This window comes from Sphingopyxis panaciterrulae (assembly GCF_014199295.1).
GTDB classification, from domain to species: domain Bacteria; phylum Pseudomonadota; class Alphaproteobacteria; order Sphingomonadales; family Sphingomonadaceae; genus Sphingopyxis; species Sphingopyxis panaciterrulae.
Genome location: NZ_JACIJH010000007.1, coordinates 150761 through 171561 on the forward strand (window position 1 = coordinate 150761; position 20801 = coordinate 171561).

The window sequence follows — 20801 nt, forward strand, 5'->3', positions numbered from 1 at the left end:
GCTCTAATACATAATGTTGTTATGTTGACATGATGAATAGTCCCGCTATCCTGTAGCCATTGTCGCAGGATGAAGGGATGCGATTTGCAGGACGCGATGGACAGGATGAGCGTGCCGACGCGGGTCGACGAGGCGCTGATGCGCCGCGTATGCGGCAATTATGCCACCGGCGTCGCGATCGTCAGCACGATGTCGGCGACCGACCAGCCCGTCGCGCTGACGGTCAATTCCTTTTCATCGGTGTCGCTCGATCCGCCCCTGATCCTGTGGAGCCTGCGCTCGACGTCCCCCAGCCGTCGCCATTTCGAGGAAGGCAAGGCCTTTGCCATCTCCATCCTGGGGGAGGGGCAGAATGAACTGGCGATGCGTTTCGCGCGTGCCGTTCCGGACAAGTTCGACGGCGTCACGCGCCGCCCCGGCCTGTTGGGCGCCCCCCTGATCGAAGGCAGCATCGCCCATCTGGAATGTCTGCGCTACCATCATCTCGAAGCCGGCGATCACATCATTTTCATCTGGCATGTCGTCGAAGCGCGTCAGGCTCCGGATCGCGCCCCGCTCACCTATTACGAAGGCCGCTTTCATCGCATCGCTCCGCTTCCCGGCGCTTAATGCCAAGGTGCGGCAATATCGGCGCGAGGAACTGGAGCGCCGGGCGCTTGTCGGCATCGCCGACCGGCTGGCGGACAAGATCGAGGGCGGGCTTTATCAGCCATCCATGAAGGCCCGCGTGGCCGAGCCCGGATGTGCCCGGGTCTGCGGGAATGACAAGGTTATGAGACGCAGAATATCGTGAACCGGTCGAAAGCGATCAGCGTCCCGCCCTCGTATCAAACCGCCGCCAGCGCCTGGTCGAAATCGGCGATCAGGTCGTCGGCATTCTCGATGCCGATCGACACGCGGACCAGATTGTCGGTGATGCCGAGCGCCTTCTTGCGCTCGTCAGGGACCGACAGATGGGTCATCGCGGCGGGGTGGCTGGCGAGCGTCTCGGTGCCGCCGAGGCTGACCGCGAGCTTCGCGATCTTCAGCGCGTCGAGAAAGCGGAAGCTCTCCGCCTCGCCGCCCTTGATGAACAGCGAAAAGGTCGATCCGGCGCCGGTGCAGTGGCGCTCGAAGATATCCTTCTGCGCCCCTTCCTTCAGAAAGCCGAGATAGCCGAGCCCCTCGACCTTCGGATGCTGCTTCAGGAAGGCGCAGACCTTGGCGGCATTCTCGCCCGCGCGGCTCATGCGCAGCTCGACCGTCTCGAGGCTGCGCAGCAGCATCCAGGCGGTATTGGGGTCGCAGATGGTGCCGATGGTGTTGCGCATCATGCGGATCGGACCGAGCCAATGCTTCGCGCCGAGCACGCCGCCGGCGACGAGATCGCTGTGGCCGCCGGCATATTTGGTCAGGCTGTAGAGCACGATGTCGGCGCCGTGCTGGAGCGGCGCGGACCACAGCGGGCCGAGGAAGGTGTTGTCGATGGCGATCGGCGGGCGGACGTCCTCGGCGAAGGCGGCGTCGACCGCGGCGCGCATCGCCTGCACGTCGACGAGCGCGTTGGTGGGGTTCGCGGGGCTTTCGAGATAGACCATCGCGACCTTGCCGCCCTGCTTCGCCGCCAGTTCCTTCGCGCGGGCTAGGATCGCGTCCATGTCGGCGCGCGAGGCTTCGGCGGGAAAATCGACATAGGCGGCGCCGAAGCGCGACAGGATGCGCGCGATCAGCGTCTCGGTCGCGGCATAGAGCGGCCCCGAATGGACGATGACGTCGTTCATGTTGACGTGCGCAAGGAGCAGCGTCGCGATCGCCGACATGCCGGAGGAGAAGACGAGCGCGTCCTCCGCCTTTTCCCAGACGCCCAGCCGCGCCTCGAGGATTTCCTGGTTCGGGCCGTTGAAGCGCGAATAGACGAGACCCTCGGCCCCGCCGGGGCGCTTGCCGGTGATGCCCTCGAAATGGCGCTTGCCCGCGGCGGCGCTTTCGAAGGCGAAGGTCGAGGTCAGGAACACCGGCGGCTTCAGCGAGCCCTCGGACAGCATCGGGTCATAGCCATATCCCATCATCAGCGTCGAGGGCGACAGCGGATGGCCGCCGATCTCGGTGACGTCGGCCTTGGGCTTGCGGCGGGCGGGGGCACCGGTGAGGGCGTCGTTGTCGATGGGCATGGGGGGACTCCTGCGGGTCGATGGTTTCCGTTGCAACTAGCGCGCTTTTCGTTGCCGGTCACCCCGCCATCAATCCTCGAGGATCAGGCTCCGTTCCCGGGTTTCGGGCAGCAGCAGCGTCGCGACGCCTGCCATCCCGATGACCAGCGCGACATAGACATAGAAAAGATGCTCGACCCCCTGACCCTTGAGCCACAGCGCGACCATCTCGACCGTGCCGCCGAAGATCGCATTGCCGATCGCATAGGGCAGCGCGACCCCCAGCCCGCGGATATGGGCGGGAAACAGCTCCGCCTTCACCAGCGCATTGTTCGCGGTATAGCCGCTCTGCAGCGTGATCGGGACCAGGATCACCAAGGTCGCCACGACGGGCGAGGTGACGCGTTCCAGCGTCAGGAAGGTCGGCACCGCGGCGATGGCGCCGCCGATGCCGAACAGCAGCAGCATCGGCTTGCGCCCGAAGCGGTCGGCGAGCGCGCCGAAGATCGGCTGCATCGCCGCGAACCACAGCAGCGCGACCGCGATGATGTTGGTCGCGGTCGCCTTGTCGAAGCCGACGCTGTTGAACAGATATTTCTGCATATAGCTGATGTAGGTATAGGCGCCGATCCCGCCGCCGGCCGACAGCAGGCCGACGAGGATGCTCTCGCGCCGATGCTCGCGCCACAGCAGCTTCGCGGTCGAGAGCGGGCGGGTGGCCGCCTGATTCTCGAACGACGGCGTCTCGGCGAGGCCGCGGCGGAGCAGATAGACGCCGAGCGCGAGCAGCGCGCCGATCACGAAGGGAATGCGCCAGCCCCAGGCGGTGAGCTGTGCCTCGGTCAGCACGGCCTGCAGCAGGATCGCGACGAAGATCGCGCAAAGCTGGCCGCCGATCAGGGTCAGATATTGAAAGCTGGCCCAGAAGCCGCGATGCGCGCGCGGCGCCATTTCGGACAGATAGGTCGCGCTCGCGCCATATTCGCCGCCGAGCGACAGGCCCTGAAAGATGCGCGCGGCGACCAGGATCGCGGGACCGGCGAGCCCCGCCTGCGCATAGGTCGGCGCCACGGCGATCAACAGCGAACCGCCGAACATCAGCGCGACCGACAGCGTCAGCCCCGCCTTGCGCCCGCGCGTGTCGGCAAAGCGCCCCATCGCCCAGGCGCCGATCGGCCGCATCACGAAGCCGACGGCAAAGATGGTCGCGGCGCTCAGAAGCTGCGCGGTCGGATCGGCCTCGGGGAAAAAGACCGGCGCGAAATAGATGGCGAAGGCGGCATAGGCGAACCAGTCGTACCATTCGACCAGATTGCCCGCAGATCCGCCGATGATCGACAGCAGCCGTTTGCGCGGTATCGCCAGCGCCTTCATCCGCTTCTCCCCTTTCACCCTCTTTTTTGTCATTCCCGCGAAAGCGGGAATCCAGTTCCGACGCCGGTTCGCTGGATTCTCGCTTTGAATGGCGAGGATTGGGGCCGGATGCAATCGGCCGCCCGTTCGGGTGGTGCCTCAGTTTGGATTTGGAAGGGGCCATCCCCTGCCTCGTCACCCCGGACTTGATCCGGGGTCCCGCTCAGCGATGCCCGAAAAGCGGGACCCCGGATCAAGTCCGGGGTGACGAAGAAAGGAGAACCACGCTCCTGCTTTCAAACTGTGCCACCATCCCCGGTCCTAGCCCAACCCGATCACCGACACTTGCCGGCCATAACCATTCTCGCCCCGCAGGCAGGCGCGGCGGTAGCTGTAATAGTCCCCCGCCTCGGCGCAGGTGTCCTGCCCGCCGATGGCGATGCGCGTGACCCCCGCCGCGGCGAGGCGCGCAGCGACATAGGCGGCGATGTCGAACATCGCGTGGCCGGGGCGCCCGGCGGCGAAGAAGCGTTCGTTGGCGGGATCGTCGGCGACGAAGCGCTCCACGAAACCCGCGTCGACCTCATAGGAGGCGCGGCCGATGCACGGGCCGATCGCGGCGGCGATCGCGCCGCGCCGCGCGCCGAGACCTTCCATCGCATCCAGCGTCGCGTCGGTGATGCCCGCGATCGCGCCCTTCCACCCGGCATGGGCGGCGGCGACAACGCCCGCCTCACGGTCGGCGAAGAGGACGGGAACGCAGTCAGCGGTCAGGATGCCGAGCAGGATGCCGGGGGTGCGCGTCGCCAGCGCGTCGGCCTCGGGCCGCGCCGCGAGGTCGGTCGCCGCGTCCACCGTGACGCAGCGCCTGCCGTGCACCTGATACACGCCGGCGAGCGCCGCGCCGGGCAGCACCGCGTCGGCGGCGCGGCGGCGGTTCTCGGCGATCAGCGCCGGATCGTCGCCCGAGCCGAGGCCGCAGTTGAGCGACGCGAGTTCGCCCGCCGACACGCCGCCGCGGCGCCCGAAGAATCCGTGCGGCACGCCGTCCAGCGGCGCCGCGGTGGTGAAGGGCGGGGTCACAGGTCGAGCCTCCAGATGCGGTCCTCGTCGATATGGTCGCCGACGCGAAAGGCGTTGCGGCCGACGTCGACGAAGCCATAGCGGCGATAAAAGGCCTGCGCGCGGGGGTTTTCGGTGAACACCGACAGATAGAGGATCGACGCCCGCTCGCGCGCCCAGGCAATGCCCCATTCGATCAGCGCCGCGGCGACCCCGGTGCCCTTTGCCGCCGCGCCGACATAGAGCTGGTGCAGCTCGGTCGCGTCGTCGGACGGCTGGCCGGGGGGCAGGGCGAAATCGATCGGGCCGAGCTTGACGAAGCCCAGGATCGCGCCGCCCGCACCGCGGACCAGCGCGACCGTCCAATCGGGATCGGCGATCTGCGCCGCGATCCGCTCCGGCGGGTTCCAGCCGGCGAGGAAGGCCGCGAGGTCGGCGGGGTCATAGATATGCCCGAAGGTGTCGACGAACGACGCTTCGGCAAAGGCCGACAGCGCCTCGGCATCGGCGGCGGTGGCCGGTTCGACGGTGGTCATGCGGAGTCTCCCGGTTCGGCGAAGCCCTCGGGGCGCGGCCAGCCCGAAGCGTGGATCGCCATGACCTTGAACAGGTCGCCCATCGCCGCGGGCTCGACCAGCCGGTCGCGCTGCCCCGTCAGTTCGTCGGCGCGGTCCGGCGCGGCGGCGGCGAGCGCGGTCAGCCGCGCGTCGATGCCCAGTCGCCGCAGCCAGTCGCCCTGGCCGACCGGCCCCGCGACGAGCGCCCCGGCGTTGCGCGCGGCAAAGGCGAGCGCGGCGAAATCGACATGCGCGGTCAGATCGGCCTCACCCGGCTGCGCGAAGGGATCGGCGAAGCGATGCGCCTTCACCGCCTGCAGCGTGTCGCCTGCGGCGGGGCCGCTATAGCCATAGTCGATCGCGAGCAGCGCGCCCCCGTGACGCGACAGGCGAAAAGCGCAGCCCTGCATGATCGCGGCCGCGGCGGGTGCGGTCTCGACGATGGTGCCGACGGGCTGATGACGGAGCGCGGGCGGAACCGCCTCGGCGGCGGGGGTGTCGCCCGCCGCGGCGGCCAGCGTGTCCTGATCGCGCACCACGACGCGCTCGCGCCAGCCCTTCGCCGTCCGCACATATTGGTGGATCGGCAGCGCGTCGAAAAATTCATTGGCGACGATGATCGGCGCGACGTCGGCGGGCAGGTCGGCAATGTCGGCATGATGGACGGCGGCGGGGATCCGCGCCGCCTGCGCCGCGCGCAGCGCCGGGCTGGTCTCGATCAGGTGGATGCCCTGCGGCATGGCGCCGAAGCGCGCCATCGCGCGCAGCGCATCGAGCGCCAGCGTGCCGCGCCCGGGGCCGAGCTCGATATAGCGAAAGGCGGGCTTGCCCGCGCGCAGCCACAGATCGGCGATCCAGACGCCGACCATCTCGCCGAACATCTGGCTGATCTCGGGCGCGGTGGTGAAATCGCCGGCGGCGCCCAGCGGATCGCGCGTCGCATAATAATGCGCGTTGGCGGCCGCCATATAATCGGCGACCGTCATCGCCCGCGCGCTCGCGATCTGCAACATCAGTTCGGCAGGCGTCGGCGGGCCGTCAGGCAACGCTGTCTTTCCCAGCGATCGGCTCGACGCGTTGGCGGCGGCCCTTGGCGGTCATGACCAGCCACACTCCCGCGATCAGCATCGGGACGGTCAGCGTCTGCCCCATGGTCAGCCCCCACGACAGCGTGCCGAGCTGGACGTCGGGTTCGCGCACGAACTCAAGGCTGAAGCGGCTGAGGCCATAGAGGATCGCGGCGAGGCCGAAGAGGAAACCCGGCTTGTATCGCGCGTCGGTGCGCCAGAAGAAAAAGGCGAGGATCGCGAACATGAGAATGCCCTCCAGCCCCGCCTCGTAGAGCTGGCTCGGGTGGCGCGGCAGGTCGCCGGCGCGCGGGAAGATGATCGCCCAGGGCACGGTCGTCGGCCGGCCCCACAGCTCGCCGTTCACGAAATTGGCGAGGCGGCCGAAGAAGAGGCCGAAGGGCACGACGCAGGCGATATAGTCGCAGAAGCGCAGGAAATTCAGCTTTTCCTTGCGCGTCACGTACCAGATGGCGAGCAGCACGCCGACGACTCCGCCGTGCAGCGACATGCCGCCGTCCCAGAGCTTGAAGATCTCGATCGGATGGCGGAGGTAATTGCCGAGATTGTAGAAGAGGACATAGCCGATGCGCCCGCCGACGATGATGCCGAGCATCGCATAGAAGACCATGTCGTCGGCGTGGCGGCGCGCCATCGGGGCGCCGGGCTGCGCGATCAGCTTCAGCAGATACCAGTAACCGACGAAGATTCCCGCCAGATAGGCGAGCGCATACCAGCGGATGGGCAGGCCGAAGACGCTGAACGCGATTTCGCTATGGTCGCCCATCAGGTCTTGAAAGTTCAGATATTGCGTCGCATCGGCTAAGGTTGCAAAAAGAAACATATTGTCTCGGCCCTTCCCCAGGAGAGGCCTTCCCCATAGGGGGTAAGGCAAGCGAGACCAAGAGGAGAGATAGGATGCCATCCGCGCTCGATTTGCGCCTGGACGCCGCTTACAAGCTGATCACCGGACCCGGAGGGCCGATCGAGGTCGGGACCATCGAACAGGATGGCCGTACACTGCCCTATATCTCCAATGCGCCGACCAACCTGACCGACTATATCGCCTTCTTCAGCGCCCAGCACGGCGACGCGACCTTTCTGGTCGAGGGTAATGAGCGGCTGAGCTTCGCGCAGACCTGGGCCGCGGCGCGCAAGGTGGCGGCGGGGCTGATCGAGGGATATGGCGTCGAGCGCGGCGACCGGGTCGCCATCGCGATGCGCAACGCCAACGCCTGGTGTGTCACCTATCTCGGCGTCCTGATGGCGGGCGGCTGCGCGACCCTGCTCAACGGCTGGTGGCAGGGCGCCGAACTCGCGGCGGGAATCGCCGACAGCGAGGCGAAGCTGGTCCTCGCCGACCCGCAGCGCGCCGAACGGCTCGCCTGCACCGAACATGGCGCACAGGTCGTCACGCTCGACATCACGCGTCCGATCGACGAGGCGATCGCGCCGATCACCGATGCGGGGGGCAGCGACGCGACGGTGCTGCCGTCTCTGACCGGCGACGACCTCGCGACCATCCTCTTCACCTCGGGCTCGACCGGCCAGTCGAAGGGGGCCTGGTCGCGCCACCGCGCGGTGGTGCAGGCGATCTTCAACTATGTCACCCAGACCGCGAGCATCGTCCATCTGCTGACCGAGGACGGGCAGATGTCGGACATCCAGCCCGCGACGCTGATCTGCACGCCGCTGTTCCACGTCACCGCGGAAATCCCGGTGTTTCTCCAGAGCTTCGCGCTCGGGCGCAAGCTGGTCCTGATGCCGAAATGGAACGCCGAAGAGGCGATGCGGCTGATCCAGGACGAGCAGGTCAATTATTTCGTCGGCGTGCCGCTGATGAGCTATGAGATTCTCGTCCATCCGAACCGGTCGAAATATGATCTGTCGACGTGCAAGAGCTACGCCGGCGGCGGCTCGCCGCGCCCGCCCGAACATGTGAAGCGCCTCGCGACCGAAATGGGCGAGGGCAAGCCGCTGCTCGGCTATGGCCTCACCGAAACCAACGCGGTCGGCTGCGGCATCATCAACGAGAACTACCTCGCCAAGCCGATGTCGACGGGTCCCGCGTCGAAGCCGCTCGTCGACCTCGCGATTCTCGACGACCGCGGCGAACCGCTGCCGCAGGGGCAGGTGGGCGAGGTGTGCATCCGCTCGATCTGCAATTTCGAGGGCTATTGGAACAATCCCGAAGCGACGAAGGCCGCCTTCTTCGCCAACGGCTATTTCCGCACCGGCGACCTCGGCTATCTCGACGAGGACGAATATCTGTTCATCGTCGACCGCAAGAAGGACATCATCATCCGCGGCGGTGAGAATATCAGTTGCCCCGAGGTCGAGGCGGCGATCTACGCCCATCCCGACGTCCAGGAATGCGCGGTGTTCGGCCTGCCCGACGAGCGGCTGGGCGAAGTCGTCGGCGCGGCGGTGTGGCTGACGCCGGACAGCAAGACCGACGCGACCTTGCTCGCCACTTTCCTGAGCGAACATCTCGCGCCCTTCAAGGTGCCGGCGAAGATCTGGCTGGCCGACGCGCCGCTCCCCAAGCTGGGCAGCGAAAAGATCGACAAGGTCAGCCTGCGCAGCCGCTATCGCGACGAATATGCGGCGGAGCTTGCGGCCTGAGGCAATTTTATGATCCGTTCGTGCTGAGCCTGTCGAAGCCCCGTCCTTTTTGAACGACGCAAGAAGGAAGAACAGCCCTTCGACAGGCTCAGGGCGAACGGATTTTACGGCGGATAGGGAGCGAACGGATCATGGCAGCGCGAGACATGCCGAACGCTTCTGCCTCATCCGACCAGCCCGTCAATCGGATTCAGCCGACCCGCATCTATCGCCACCGGCTGCCGACGCGGCTCTGGCACTGGGTCAATGCCGTCACCCTGCTTGTTCTCCTGATGAGCGGGCTGATGATCTTCAATGCCCACCCGCGCCTCTATTGGGGACAGGCGGGCGCGAACCACGATCCGGCCTGGCTCGAGATCGGGGCGACGCGCGAGACCGGATTCCTGCGTGTCGGGTCGCTGCGGGTCGAGACGACCGGGGTGCTCGGGCGCTGGACCGACCGCCGCGGCGTCCAGCAGACATGGGCCTTTCCCGGCTGGGCGACGATCCCGACCCGCTACAGCCTCGCCGACGGGCGGCGCTGGCATTTGACCTTCGCGTGGCTGCTCGCGATCGCGCTGACGCTCTACATGCTCTGGACGGTGCTCGGCGGGCATCTGGCGAAGGACCTGCACGTCCGGCGCGGCGAATGGGCGCCGCGGCACATCTGGCAGGACATCCGGGATCATGCCCGGCTGCGCTTCCCGGCGGGGGAGGCGGCGGCGCGCTACAATATCCTCCAGAAATTGAGCTATATCGGCGTGATCTTCCTTCTGCTGCCGCTGATGATCGCGACCGGGCTCGCCATGTCGCCGGGCTTCAACGCGACCGCGCCATGGCTCGTCGACCTGCTGGGCGGGCGGCAGTCGGCGCGTTCGATCCATTTCATCGCGGCGTGGCTCCTTGTCCTCTTCTTCCTCGTCCATATCGTCATGGTGCTGCTCGCGGGGCCGGTGAACGAACTGCGCGCGATGGTGACCGGCTGGTTCCGCCTGCCGCCCGGAAAGGAGGGCGACGCATGAGCGACCTCATCCTGCCGCGCCGCCGGCTGATCGCGCGCGCCGGGGGGCTGGCCCTGTCACTGCCCCTGCTGTCGGCCTGCGACGCGATCAACGAGGCGCCGCCGATGCGAAAAATCCTGTCGCTCGGCGAAAAGATGCACTTTGCGAGCCAGCGCGCGCTGACCGACCGCGACGCGCTGGCGCGCGAGTTCACCCGCGCCGACATTTCGCCCGTCTTCCGCCCCAACGGGACGCGCCTGCCCGCCGGCAAGGCCTATGCCGCGCACGCCGCGCGCGGCTTCGCCGACTGGCGCGTCGCGGTGACGGGGCTGGTCGCGCGGCCGCTGTCGCTGTCGCTGGCCGATATCCGCGCGATGCCGCAGCGCAGCCAGATCACCCGCCACGATTGCGTCGAGGGGTGGAGCGCGATCGGCGAATGGACCGGGGTGCCGCTTCGCCATGTGCTCGCTGCGGCGGGGCTGAAGGACGGCGCGCGCTACATCGTCTTCCGCTGCGCCGATCGCATCGGCGACGCCGACTATTATGAAAGCTGCGACCTCGTCGATGCCCTTCACCCGCAGACCGTCCTCGCCTGGTCGCTCAACCGCCGGCTGCTGCCGATCGCCAACGGCGCGCCGCTACGCCTGCGGATCGAGCGGCAACTGGGGTACAAGCACGCCAAATATCTGACCGGAATCGAGGCGGTGGCAAGCCTCGACGGCATCGGTGCGGGGAAGGGGGGTTACTGGGAGGATCGCGTGGACTATGAATGGTATGCGGGAATATAAAAAATGAGGAGGTCGCCCCCATGTCCATTCTCCATCCCTTTCTGTCGCGCGTCGTCCGCCGGGGCCGGCTGACCATCTTCGCCCCCGACGGCAGCGAGGAAGATTTCGGCACCCCGGCACCCGGTTTTCCCGAGGTCGTTGTCCGCTTCGTCAGCGGCAAGGCGATGCGTCGGGTCATCCTCGACCCGCGGCTCGGCGCGGCCGAGGCCTTCATGGACGGCGACCTGCGAATCGAGCGCGGCGACATCATGGAACTGATCCAGCTTTTCCGCATGAACACGCTATGGGATCGCGGCAGCAAGCTGAAGGATCGCAGCATCGCCGGCGAGGCGGCGGACTGGATCAGGACGCGTATCGATTCGATCAACCGTCGTGGCCGCTCGCGCGCGAACGTCGCGCATCACTACGACATCGGCAACGACCTCTACCGCCTCTTCCTCGACAGCGACCTGCAATATAGCTGCGCCTACTGGCCGCGCGAGGACATGACGCTGGAGGAGGCGCAGGCGGCGAAGAAGGCGCATATCGCGGCCAAGCTCGCGCTCGCGCCGGGCCAGCGGGTGCTCGACATCGGCTGCGGCTGGGGCGGCATGGCGATCACGCTGGCAAAACTCGCCGACGTCACCGTCCACGGCATCACCCTGTCCGAGGAACAGTTCGCGCTGGCGCAGGCGCGCGCGGCGCAGGCCGGACTCGCCGACCGCGTGACCTTCGAACTCATCGACTATCGCGACCTTGCGCTGCGCGACGCGGGGCGCTTCGACCGCATCGTGTCGGTCGGCATGTTCGAGCATGTCGGCGCGCATAATTACGACACCTTCTTCCGCGCCTGCGCGAACCTGATGACCGCCGACGGGGTGATGCTGCTCCACACGATCGGCCGCTTCGGCAAACCGGGGTCGACCGACGCCTTCACCCGCAAATATATCTTCCCCGGCGGCTATATCCCGGCGCTCAGCGAAACGGTGGCGGCGAGTGAGAAGAGCCGGCTGATCGTGACCGATGTCGAGACGCTGCGGCTCCATTATGCGCGGACGCTGCGCCAATGGTACGCCCGCACGGTCGCGCACCGCGACGAGATCACCCGGATGATGGACGAGCGCTTCTTCCGCATGTGGACCTTCTACCTCGCCGGCGCGACCGCGGCGTTCGAGAGCGGCGGCATGGGCAATTACCAGATCCAGTTCGTCCGAAGCCGCCACGCGCTGCCGTTGACGCGGGACTATATGGCGGCGGCGGAGCGGGATTATGGCGGGTGGTAGTCATCGCACCGCCAATGTGATCTATAGTTGACAATCTCCAATTCGTAATCTATGGATCACATATGATCGAGATTCGGCGCACCGACATATTCGATCAATGGATGGCCGGACTTCGCGATGTTGCGGCGCGTGCCCGAATCCTGAAACGGATCGGCCGTCTGGGTGCGGGCAACATGGGCGATGCCAAGCCGGTTGGCGGCGGCGTGAGCGAACTGCGCTTCACCTTTGGCCGGGGCTACCGGGTCTATTTCACAAGGCGAGGCGATCGGATTCTGCTCTTGCTCTGTGGCGGGGACAAAAGTTCACAGGGGAAGGACATTGCCCGTGCGAAGGCTCTGGCGAAGGAGGTCGAATGATGGCGATTGAAACGAAACCTTGGGATGCCGCCGATTATCTCAACACCCCGGAGGATATCGCTGCCTATCTCGATGCCTATCTGGAGGATGGCACCAGCGAGGAAATCCGCGAGGCGCTGAAGACCATCGCCCGCTCGCACGGGATGACGCTGCTCGCCAAGGAAACCGGCCTGACGCGCGAGGCGCTCTACAAGGCGCTGGGCGACAAGGGGAATCCGACGCTGGACACGCTGGTCAGGGTGACGAGAGCGCTGGGGCTTCGCCTTTCGCTGGCGGCATAGGGAAGGGGCCGCTTACCGATAGCTCCCTCTGCTCTCGCCGGCCCCGCAATCCCGATTCCCTTTCTAGCCGCCCCGTCCTAAGGCCGGGCCGGGGGTTCACCCCTTCGTTTCTGTCGCCATCGTGGGATCGCACCATGACCAACTCGCCCCTGTCGCAGGGCATCGCACCGTTCCGGGCCATCGAGATCAGTCACCTCGCGCGCAAATTGCGCGCCGAAGGCCGCTCGGTGATCCATATGGAGTTTGGCCAGCCTTCCGATGGGGCGCCGGCGGGGGCGGTCGCGGTGGCGCGCGCCGCGCTGGGCGAACCCGACATGGGCTATTGGGAAAGCGTGCCGCTGCGCCAACGCATCGCGCGCCATTATGACGATCAATACGGTGTCGATCTCGATCCGCAGCGAATCCTGCTGACCTGCGGTGCCTCGCCCGCGCTCGTCCTCGCGCTGCTGACCGGTTTCGCGGCGGGCAGCCGGGTGATGACCGCGCGGCCCGGCTATGTCGCCTATCGCAATTCGCTGCGCGCCGTGCATATGGTCCCGGTGGAGGTCGAATGCGGCGCGAACGACCGCTTCCAGATCCACGCGCGCCATATCCGCGCGGCCGATCCTGCGCCCGACGGCCTGATCGTCGCCAGCCCCGCCAATCCCACCGGCACGATCATCCCGCCCGCCGAGCTGGCCGACCTCGCCGCCGCCTGCCGCGAGCGCGGCGTCCGCATCATCTCCGACGAAATCTATCACCGGCTCAGCTATGGCGCCGAAACGCACAGCATGCTGCAATATGACCCCGATGCCTTCGTCATCAACAGCTTCTCCAAATATTACGGCATGCCCGGCTGGCGGCTCGGCTGGATCGTCTGCCCGCCCGGTCTGGTCGCCGAAGCGCGCGCGCGGATCGGCAATCTGTTCCTGTCGCCGCCCGCGCTCAGCCAGCAGGCGGCGCTGGCGGCCTTCGACTGCGAGGACGAACTCGACGCGCGCGTCGCCATGTATCGCCGCAACCGCGAACTGCTGATCGATTGCCTCGCCCGCATCGGCATCACCGACATCGCGCCGTCGGACGGCGCTTTCTATATCTATGCCTCGATCGCCCATCTGACCGACGACAGCCTGGCCCTGTGCAAGCGGCTGCTCGAGGACACCGGCGTCGCCACCGCGCCGGGGCTCGATTTCGACCCCGAACGCGGCGCGCGCTTCATCCGCTTCAGCTATGCCGTGAGCACGGACCTGGCGCGCGAGGCCTGCGCGCGGCTGGAAGCGTGGTTCGCGGCCAATTACCCCATGGATGCGTGATATCGGTGGCAGGCCCCGAATAAGGGGCCGTCCTGCAACACCGCATTGGGTCGGTCTTCATCGCATATCGCGTCTTCTCTTCCCGCGCTCGCCGCTGCTTTTGCGCGATCAGGCCGTTGCGCCGCGCGGGCTGGCCTGCTAGCCGCGCCCGCGTCGTCTCCCGCCAGAAGGTGCCCCCATGTCCGAGTCCATCAAGCGCGTCGTCCTTGCCTATTCGGGAGGGCTCGACACCAGCGTCATCCTGAAATGGCTGCAGGCGACCTACGGCTGCGAGGTGGTGACCTTCACCGCCGACCTCGGGCAGGGCGAGGAGCTGGAGCCCGCGCGCGCCAAGGCCGAGCTGATGGGGATCGCACCGAATCATATCTATATCGACGACCTGCGCGAGGAATTCGTCCGCGATTTCGTCTTTCCGATGATGCGCGCCAATGCCCGCTACGAGGGCGATTACCTGCTCGGCACCTCGATCGCGCGGCCGCTGATCTCGAAGCGGCTGGTCGAGATTGCGAAGGAAACCGGCGCCGACGCGGTCGCGCACGGTGCGACCGGCAAGGGCAACGACCAGGTGCGTTTCGAGCTGTCCTGCTATGCGCTCAATCCCGACATCAAGGTCATCGCGCCGTGGCGCGAATGGGACCTGACCAGCCGCACCGCGCTGATCGACTTCGCCGAGAAGAACCAGATTCCGGTGCCCAAGGACAAGCGCGGTGAAAGCCCGTTCAGCACCGACGCCAACCTCCTCCACACCTCGTCGGAGGGCAAGGTGCTCGAGGATCCGTGGGAAGAAACCCCCGACTATGTCTATTCGCGCACGGTGAACCCCGAGGATGCGCCCGACGCCCCCGAATATATCACCATCGATTTCGAGCGCGGTGACGGCGTCGCGCTGAACGGGCAGACGATGTCGCCCGCGACGCTGCTCGCGGCGCTCAACGACCTCGGCCGCAAGCATGGGATCGGCCGCCTCGACCTCGTCGAGAATCGCTTCGTCGGCATGAAGTCGCGCGGCATGTACGAGACACCGGGCGGCGAAATCTATGCTCGCGCGCACCGCGGGATCGAAAGCATCACCCTCGACCGCGGCGCCGCGCACCTCAAGGATGAGCTGATGCCGAAATATGCCGAGCTCATCTACAACGGCTTCTGGTTCGCGCCGGAGCGCGAGATGCTGCAGGCGGCGATCGACCACAGCCAGGCAAAGGTCAGCGGCACGGTGCGTTTGAAGCTCTACAAGGGCAGCGCCCATGTCGTCGGCCGCAAGTCGCCGCACAGCCTGTACAGCGAACGCCACGTGACCTTCGAGGATGACGCCGGCGCCTATGACCAGAAGGATGCGGCGGGCTTCATCAAGCTCAATGCTCTGCGCCTGAAGCTGCTCGCGCGGCGCGATCGCTGAGCGCGGCGACTCGGGACCGGGCACGGCTCCTCCGTTAACCTTTCGGGGGCGAAAGAGGCTCGGGCGCTCGCCCGACCGAGCCTCGACTCGCCGCGTTCCTGCAACCTCGATAGGACAAGTCGTTGAAAATCAGCGTTCCCTTGCCGTGCGTGCGCGGCGGGCTGTCGTGACAGTGTAACGTAATTTTGCTACCAAAATGGTTCTAACGCGGTAATATATCACCAGAACAGGGTGGGGTTGCCGTCAACCGAAGATGGGTGGCTATGCAGACATCATCCCCTCCGGCCTCAGAGGCCTATGAATGGCAGCCGTGCTTCCTTCTGTTTCCCCGCATCGGCAAGCTGATGGATCGTCACGGGCTGCGCACGCGGGTGATCCTGCCCGGCGGCTATTATGCGCGCCGCTCGCGGACCTTCGGAACCTGGATCTATCGCAAGGCCCGTGCGCAAAATCCACCGCGCCTCGACGGGAAACGAGTGGCGTAGGGTGCCCATGAGCGTCTAGACCGGCCTTCCCGCTTCCCGGCGGAAGGGCGAGTCGGTCATGCGCAATCTGGATTTCTCCTCGTGGCAGAGCATCGGCGCGACGCTGATCGGGCTGGCGCTCGTCACGTTGATCGGCGTCGGCATCCGGCTGATCGTCATGATGACGATCCAGCAGCGCCGCGAGCGGATGAATCGCCAGATCAACGAGCGGCTGCGCCTATTGATCGCGGCCTACAAGGCGCTCGGCGGCTCCTTCACCGGCAATCTGGCGGTCGATCCGCGCCACCTGCGCGACCTGCGCCGCGCCGCTGTCGAGGCGGACCCCGGCTCGCCCGGAGACAATGAATCCGACCGCCCGCGCCGCATTCGCGACGCCGTCGAGGCGGCGCTGTCCGATATCATCCTGCTCGGCACCGAAGAGCATGTCCGGCTCGCGACCCGCGCCGCGCAGGAACTGGTCGAGGGGCGGCCGGTGCATATGCACGGACTGGTGGTCGCGCTGCGCGACTTCATCCGCCGGGCGCTCGACCTCGCGCCGATCCCGTCCGACATCGTCATTCCGGCGCAGGGCCCGACCCGGCCGGCGAGCAGCGGCGGCAAGGGCGGCGGGCGCGGCAGCGAAGGCGGCGGCGGTGGCCGCGGTGGCGGGGGAGGCGGCGGAATGGGCGGCGGCATGGGGATGGCGGGCGGCCTGGGCGTCGCCGGTGGCGCGAGCCTCGCCCGTGGTCATGCGCCCGAGGGCGACGACGGCCCGGCGGGCAGCGGATCGACATGAAGGATCGGCACCGCTTCCATCCGATCGAAACAGCTTCTAAGGGCGGCTCATGACCGCGACCCGTTTCTTTTCCGATAATGCCGCCACCGTGCATCCCGCCGTGATGGAAGCGATGGTCGCCGCAAATCGTGTCGACACCGCCTATGACGGCGACGCGCTCAGCCGCTCGCTCGACGCCGCCTTTTCGGGCCTGTTCGAGACGGATTGCGAAGCGGTGTGGATTCCGACCGGCACCGCCGCGAACAGCATCATCCTCGCCCATTTCGCGCGGCCGTGGCAGGGCATCCTGTGTCACGAGGAAGCGCATATCGAGGTCGACGAATGCGGCGCGCCGACCTTCTATTCGGGCGGCGCCAAGCTGATGACGCTGCCGGGCGGCGGCGCGAAGATCGATGCCGAGGCGCTGACGGCCCGCCTCGCCGGCATCCGCAAGGATGTGCATCAGGTGCAGCCGGCGGCGATCAGCATCACCAACGCAACCGAATATGGCCTGTCGTGGCGTGCGGACGAGATTGGCGCGATCGGTGAAATCGCCCGGGCCGAAGGGTTGAAGCTGCACATGGACGGCGCACGCTTCGCGAATGCCGTCGCCTTCCTCGGCTGCGCGCCCGCCGATGTGACCTGGCGCGCCGGGGTCGATGCGCTGTCCTTCGGTTTCACCAAGAATGGCGCGATGATGGCCGAGGCGATTCTCTTCTTCGGCGGCAGCGGCGGTGCCGGCGTGCGCGAGCTCAGGAAGCGTGGCGGCCATCTGCTCAGCAAGGGGCGCTTCGTCGCGGCGCAGATCCGCGCGATGCTGGCGGACGATCTCTGGCTCGCCAACGCCCGCGCCGCCAACGCCGGCGCCGCGGCGCTGGCGTTGGCGTGCGGCGACCGGCTGCTCCATCCGGTGGAGGCGAACGAGCTGTTCGTGCGGCTCGCTGCCGAGGAGGCGGCGCGGCTGCGCGGGGCGGGATTCGATTTCTACGACTGGGGCGAGGGCGCGGCGCGGCTGGTCGTGAGCTGGGATCAGGACGCGGACGCCGTCGCGCCGCTCGCCGCCGCGATCGCCGCGCTATGACCGACGCCCAGCCGACGCTGCTCAGCCCGCGCGTCCTGTTTCCCTTTGCGCTGGTGACGATGATCTGGGGGTCGACCTGGATTGTCATCACCGGGCAGTTGGGCGTCGTGCCGCCGAGCTGGTCGGTGACCTATCGCTTCACGGCGGCGGCGGCGGCGATGTTCGTCTTTGCCGTGCTGCGGCGCGAAAAGCTGGTGCCCGATGCGCGCGCGCTGGGCTTTGCGGCGCTGCTCGGCATCGCGCAATTCACCTTCAACTTCAATTTCGTCTATCGCGCCGAACAGCATATCACGTCGGGACTGGTCGCGGTGCTGTTCGCGCTGCTGATCGTTCCCAACACGCTGTTCGGGCGCGCCTTTCTGAAGACCCCGCTCGAGCGGCGCTTTCTGGCAGGGGCGGGGATCGCGATCGTCGGCGTCGCGATGATGATCGTCCACGAATATCGCGCGGCGGCGCTCGGCCCGGCGGCAGTCGTCACCGGAACCGCCTTCACGCTGGCCGGCGTGCTGAGCGCCTCGATCGCCAACGTCATGCAGGGAACGCGCTTCGCCCGCGCGCAGTCGATGACGGTGATGATCGCCTGGGCGATGCTGTTCGGCGCGCTTGCCGACGGCGCCTATGCCTGGATCACCACCGGGCCGCCGGTGATCGAGACGCGCTTCGTCTATCTGGCCGGCGTCCTCTATCTCGGCGTGATCGCGAGCGCGGTGACCTTCCCGCTCTATTTCGGCGTCATCCGCGCCGTCGGTCCGGGGCAGGCGGCGTGGTCGAGCGTGCTGATCCCGATCATCGCGATGGGCTTTTCGACCGTGTTCGAGGCCTATCGCTGGGCGCCGCTGTCGATCATCGGCGGCGCGGTCACGCTCGTCGGGCTGGTGATCGCGGTCGCGAAGCGGCCGGAACGGCCTTCGCTCAGCGGCAATATGGTGTCGGTGCCGGTCGAGGATTAGGACGGACTGGCGATCCGGCCTAGCCCGCGCTGATCCGCTCGATATCGGCGCCGACCGCCTGCAATTTCTCCTCGAGCCGTTCATAGCCGCGGTCGAGGTGATAGACGCGGTTGACCTGCGTCTCGCCGCGCGCCGCGAGACCGGCGATGATGAGACTCATCGAGGCGCGCAGGTCGGTTGCCATCACCGGCGCGCCGACGAGGGCGTCGACCCCGCGCACCACTGCGCTTCGCCCGCGCACGTCGATGTCGCAGCCCATGCGCGCGAGTTCGGGAACGTGCATGTAGCGATTCTCGAAGATGGTCTCGGTAAACAGCGATGCGCCGGTGCCGAGGGTCGCCATCGCCATGAACTGCGCCTGCATGTCGGTCGCGAAGCCGGGGTAGGGCGATGTCGACAGCGTGACCGGCTGGGCGCGGCCCGACATGGCGACGCGGATGCCGCCTTTGACCTCTTCGACCGTCGCGCCCGCTTCGCGCAGCGCGGCGAGCGTCGCCTCCATCTCGGCCGCCTTTGCGCCGACCAACTCGACGTCGCCTTCGGTGATCACCGCGGCGCAGGCATAGCTGCCCGCCTCGATGCGGTCGGCCATCACGCGATAGGTCGCGCCGTGCAGCCGGTCGACGCCCTCGATGGTCAGCGTTTCGCTGCCGATGCCGTCGATCTGTGCCCCCATCGCGACCAGGCAGTTGCACAGGTCGACGATCTCGGGCTCGCGCGCCGCATTTTCGAGCACGCAGGTCCCCTTGGCGAGTACCGCCGCCATCACGGCATTTTCGGTCGCGCCGACCGACACGACGGGAAAGGTGAACTTGCCGCCGGCGAGCCGCCCGCCCGGCGCGCTGGCTTTCACATAACCCGAAGCGAGCTCGATCTCGGCGCCGAAGGCTTCGAGCGCCTTCAGGTGCAGGTCGATCGGCCGGTTGCCGATCGCGCAGCCGCCGGGCAAGCTGACCGTCGCCTCGCCCGCGCGCGCCAGCAGCGGGCCGAGGACGAGGATCGACGCGCGCATCTTGCGCACGATGTCATAGGGCGCGACGGTCGAGGTCAGGGTGGTCGCGCGCGCCGTCATCACCCGGCCGAAATCCTCCGGCCGCGAGCCTTCGATCGTCGTCGAACAGCCGAGCTGGTTGAGCAGATGCCCGAAGCCGTCGACGTCGGCGAGCCGCGGCAGGTTGCGCAAGGTCAGCGGCTCGTCGGTGAGCAGCGCGCAGGGGAGCAGGGTGAGCGCCGCATTCTTGGCGCCCGAGATGGGGATACGGCCCTTCAATCGCTGGCCGCCGCGAACGACGATCTGATCCATTGAGCGTCTTTAGCGGATGCGAGCTTGCACGCAAGCGGGCAGGCGGACAGAGAGAGGCGATGAGCGAGCGACGGGATGGAATGACGGGGCGGCAAGCGGTGGGCGGAATCGGGGCGCTATGGTCGCGGCCCTATCTGCTGCTGACCATGACCGCGCTGTTCTGGGCCGGCAATTCGATCGTCGGTCGCGCGGCGCGCGATCTGGTGCCGCCCGTGGCGCTGGCCTTCTGGCGCTGGGCGATCGCGCTGGCGCTGCTGCTGCCGCTCGCCTGGCCGCATTTGCGGCGCGACTGGCGGGTGCTGCGAAGCCATTGGCCGATCCTGCTGCTGCTCGGCGCGCTGGGCATCGGCGCGTTCGGCACCATGCTCTATACCGGGCTGACGACGACGACCGCGCTCAATTCGATGCTGCTGCAATCGGCGCAGCCCGCGCTGATCCTGATGATCGGTGCGCTGATGATGAAGGACCGGACGGGGCTGCGCCAGATCGTCGGCGTGGTGATTTCGCTGGCGGGGGTGCTGACCGTCGTGTCGCGCGGGGACCCCGGCGTCCTGCTGGGGCTGGAGCTCAACCGGGGCGACGCGGTGATCGCGGCAGCGGTGTTGCTGTGGGCCTTCTATTCGGTGCTGCTCCGCCGCAGGCCGGCGGTGCATTCGCTCAGCTTCCTCGCCGTGTCGATCGTCGCGGGGCTGGCGGTGGTCGCGCCCGTCTATGCGGTCGAACTCGCGCGCGGCCGCCACATCGCCATGGCGAACGAAAGCCTGCTGGCGATCGCCTATGTCGCGATCTTTCCGTCGTTCATTGCCTATCTTTTCTTCAATCGCGGCGTCGAACTGATCGGATCGGCGGCGACGGGGCAATATATGAACGTCATGCCGCTGATGGGCGCCGGGCTCGCCATGCTGTTCCTCGGCGAAAAACTCTATCGCTTCCATGTCGTCGGGCTGGCGCTCGTCGTCGCGGGCATCGTCATCGCGGGGCGGAGCGTGCAGGCGCCGGTCACGGGGGCGCCCGCGGTCGTACCGCGCGAGCGTTGAGAACCTTGAATTTGCCCTTCTTCTCGCTCGACCCGAACGGAAG

22 protein-coding genes are annotated in these 20801 nt (G+C 67.1%); 15 read left to right on the forward strand and 7 right to left on the reverse strand.

The features are described from left to right. Positions 1-69: 69 nt before the first annotated feature. Together FHR21_RS12050 and FHR21_RS12055 are read left to right on the forward strand one after the other, a co-directional pair. Complete coding sequence (locus FHR21_RS12050; RefSeq protein ID WP_184098593.1) at positions 70-609, forward strand: flavin reductase family protein; 540 nt, start codon at positions 70-72, stop codon at positions 607-609. Positions 610-616: 7 nt separating this feature from the next. Beyond that, positions 617-793: a hypothetical protein gene (locus FHR21_RS12055; protein ID WP_184098595.1), complete on the forward strand. Its 177-nt coding sequence runs from the start codon at positions 617-619 to the stop codon at positions 791-793. Between the two features lie 34 nt (positions 794-827). Here FHR21_RS12055 and FHR21_RS12060 read toward each other — a convergent pair whose 3' ends face one another. The 6 genes from FHR21_RS12060 to lgt all read right to left on the reverse strand — a co-directional run bounded on the left by FHR21_RS12060 (position 828) and on the right by lgt (position 7012). Next, positions 828-2150 carry a cystathionine gamma-synthase family protein gene (locus FHR21_RS12060; RefSeq protein WP_184098597.1) on the reverse strand — a complete coding sequence of 441 codons (1323 nt, stop codon included), beginning with the start codon at positions 2148-2150 and terminating at the stop codon, positions 828-830. 69 nt (positions 2151-2219) lie between these two features. After that, positions 2220-3503, reverse strand: coding sequence for an MFS transporter (locus tag FHR21_RS12065; RefSeq protein WP_184098599.1), 1284 nt, complete (start codon positions 3501-3503; stop codon positions 2220-2222). 300 nt (positions 3504-3803) lie between these two features. After that, entirely contained in the window at positions 3804-4565 is a 762-nt protein-coding gene (pgeF, locus tag FHR21_RS12070) for a peptidoglycan editing factor PgeF (protein WP_184098601.1), read from the reverse strand. Next, positions 4562-5080 carry a GNAT family N-acetyltransferase gene (locus tag FHR21_RS12075; protein ID WP_184098603.1) on the reverse strand — a complete coding sequence of 173 codons (519 nt, stop codon included), beginning with the start codon at positions 5078-5080 and terminating at the stop codon, positions 4562-4564. Before FHR21_RS12075 ends, pgeF begins: the two co-directional genes overlap by 4 nt. After that, positions 5077-6114 (reverse strand): class I SAM-dependent methyltransferase, encoded by a 1038-nt coding sequence (locus FHR21_RS12080; protein WP_184098712.1) that lies wholly within the window; start codon positions 6112-6114, stop codon positions 5077-5079. The genes FHR21_RS12075 and FHR21_RS12080 overlap by 4 nt, the downstream gene beginning before the upstream one ends. Positions 6115-6139: 25 nt before the next feature. After that, positions 6140-7012 carry a prolipoprotein diacylglyceryl transferase gene (gene lgt / locus FHR21_RS12085; protein WP_184098605.1) on the reverse strand — a complete coding sequence of 291 codons (873 nt, stop codon included), beginning with the start codon at positions 7010-7012 and terminating at the stop codon, positions 6140-6142. Positions 7013-7086: 74 nt separating this feature from the next. Here lgt and FHR21_RS12090 point away from each other — a divergent pair, with 74 nt between their 5' ends. The 12 genes from FHR21_RS12090 to FHR21_RS12145 all read left to right on the forward strand — a co-directional run bounded on the left by FHR21_RS12090 (position 7087) and on the right by FHR21_RS12145 (position 18418). Beyond that, positions 7087-8793, forward strand: a complete 1707-nt coding sequence (locus FHR21_RS12090) for a class I adenylate-forming enzyme family protein (protein WP_184098607.1) — start codon at positions 7087-7089, stop codon at positions 8791-8793. A gap of 146 nt (positions 8794-8939) precedes the next feature. Beyond that, the gene (locus tag FHR21_RS12095; protein ID WP_184098609.1) at positions 8940-9794 is read left to right on the forward strand and encodes a cytochrome b/b6 domain-containing protein; all 855 of its coding nucleotides are present in this window, start codon (positions 8940-8942) and stop codon (positions 9792-9794) included. After that, positions 9791-10561, forward strand: coding sequence for a molybdopterin-dependent oxidoreductase (locus FHR21_RS12100; RefSeq protein WP_184098611.1), 771 nt, complete (start codon positions 9791-9793; stop codon positions 10559-10561). The genes FHR21_RS12095 and FHR21_RS12100 overlap by 4 nt, the downstream gene beginning before the upstream one ends. A gap of 20 nt (positions 10562-10581) precedes the next feature. Further along, complete coding sequence (locus FHR21_RS12105; protein ID WP_184098612.1) at positions 10582-11823, forward strand: SAM-dependent methyltransferase; 1242 nt, start codon at positions 10582-10584, stop codon at positions 11821-11823. 62 nt (positions 11824-11885) lie between these two features. Then, positions 11886-12179, forward strand: a complete 294-nt coding sequence (locus FHR21_RS12110; protein WP_184098614.1) for a type II toxin-antitoxin system RelE/ParE family toxin — start codon at positions 11886-11888, stop codon at positions 12177-12179. Then, positions 12179-12460 (forward strand): addiction module antidote protein, encoded by a 282-nt coding sequence (locus tag FHR21_RS12115; RefSeq protein ID WP_221235147.1) that lies wholly within the window; start codon positions 12179-12181, stop codon positions 12458-12460. Before FHR21_RS12110 ends, FHR21_RS12115 begins: the two co-directional genes overlap by 1 nt. A 134-nt stretch (positions 12461-12594) precedes the next feature. Beyond that, a complete protein-coding gene (locus tag FHR21_RS12120) occupies positions 12595-13752 on the forward strand; it encodes a pyridoxal phosphate-dependent aminotransferase (RefSeq protein WP_420825285.1) in 1158 nt (385 codons plus the stop codon). A 178-nt stretch (positions 13753-13930) separates the two neighbouring features. Next, on the forward strand, positions 13931-15148 hold the full coding sequence (locus FHR21_RS12125; protein ID WP_184098618.1) for an argininosuccinate synthase: 1218 nt from the start codon (positions 13931-13933) through the stop codon (positions 15146-15148). Between the two features lie 263 nt (positions 15149-15411). Beyond that, entirely contained in the window at positions 15412-15633 is a 222-nt protein-coding gene (locus FHR21_RS12130; RefSeq protein ID WP_184098621.1) for a hypothetical protein, read from the forward strand. 58 nt (positions 15634-15691) lie between these two features. Next, complete coding sequence (locus FHR21_RS12135; protein ID WP_184098622.1) at positions 15692-16408, forward strand: hypothetical protein; 717 nt, start codon at positions 15692-15694, stop codon at positions 16406-16408. 49 nt (positions 16409-16457) lie between these two features. Beyond that, complete coding sequence (locus FHR21_RS12140) at positions 16458-17468, forward strand: threonine aldolase family protein (RefSeq protein ID WP_184098624.1); 1011 nt, start codon at positions 16458-16460, stop codon at positions 17466-17468. Continuing rightward, positions 17465-18418 carry a DMT family transporter gene (locus tag FHR21_RS12145; protein ID WP_184098626.1) on the forward strand — a complete coding sequence of 318 codons (954 nt, stop codon included), beginning with the start codon at positions 17465-17467 and terminating at the stop codon, positions 18416-18418. Before FHR21_RS12140 ends, FHR21_RS12145 begins: the two co-directional genes overlap by 4 nt. Before the next feature lie 19 nt (positions 18419-18437). On the opposite strand, the gene murA is transcribed toward FHR21_RS12145, so the two are convergent. Next, positions 18438-19721 (reverse strand): UDP-N-acetylglucosamine 1-carboxyvinyltransferase, encoded by a 1284-nt coding sequence (murA, locus tag FHR21_RS12150; RefSeq protein WP_184098629.1) that lies wholly within the window; start codon positions 19719-19721, stop codon positions 18438-18440. Positions 19722-19780: 59 nt separating this feature from the next. Between murA and FHR21_RS12155 the strand changes: the two genes are divergently transcribed. Next, positions 19781-20758, forward strand: a complete 978-nt coding sequence (locus FHR21_RS12155; RefSeq protein ID WP_184098631.1) for a DMT family transporter — start codon at positions 19781-19783, stop codon at positions 20756-20758. Positions 20759-20801: the final 43 nt, after the last annotated feature.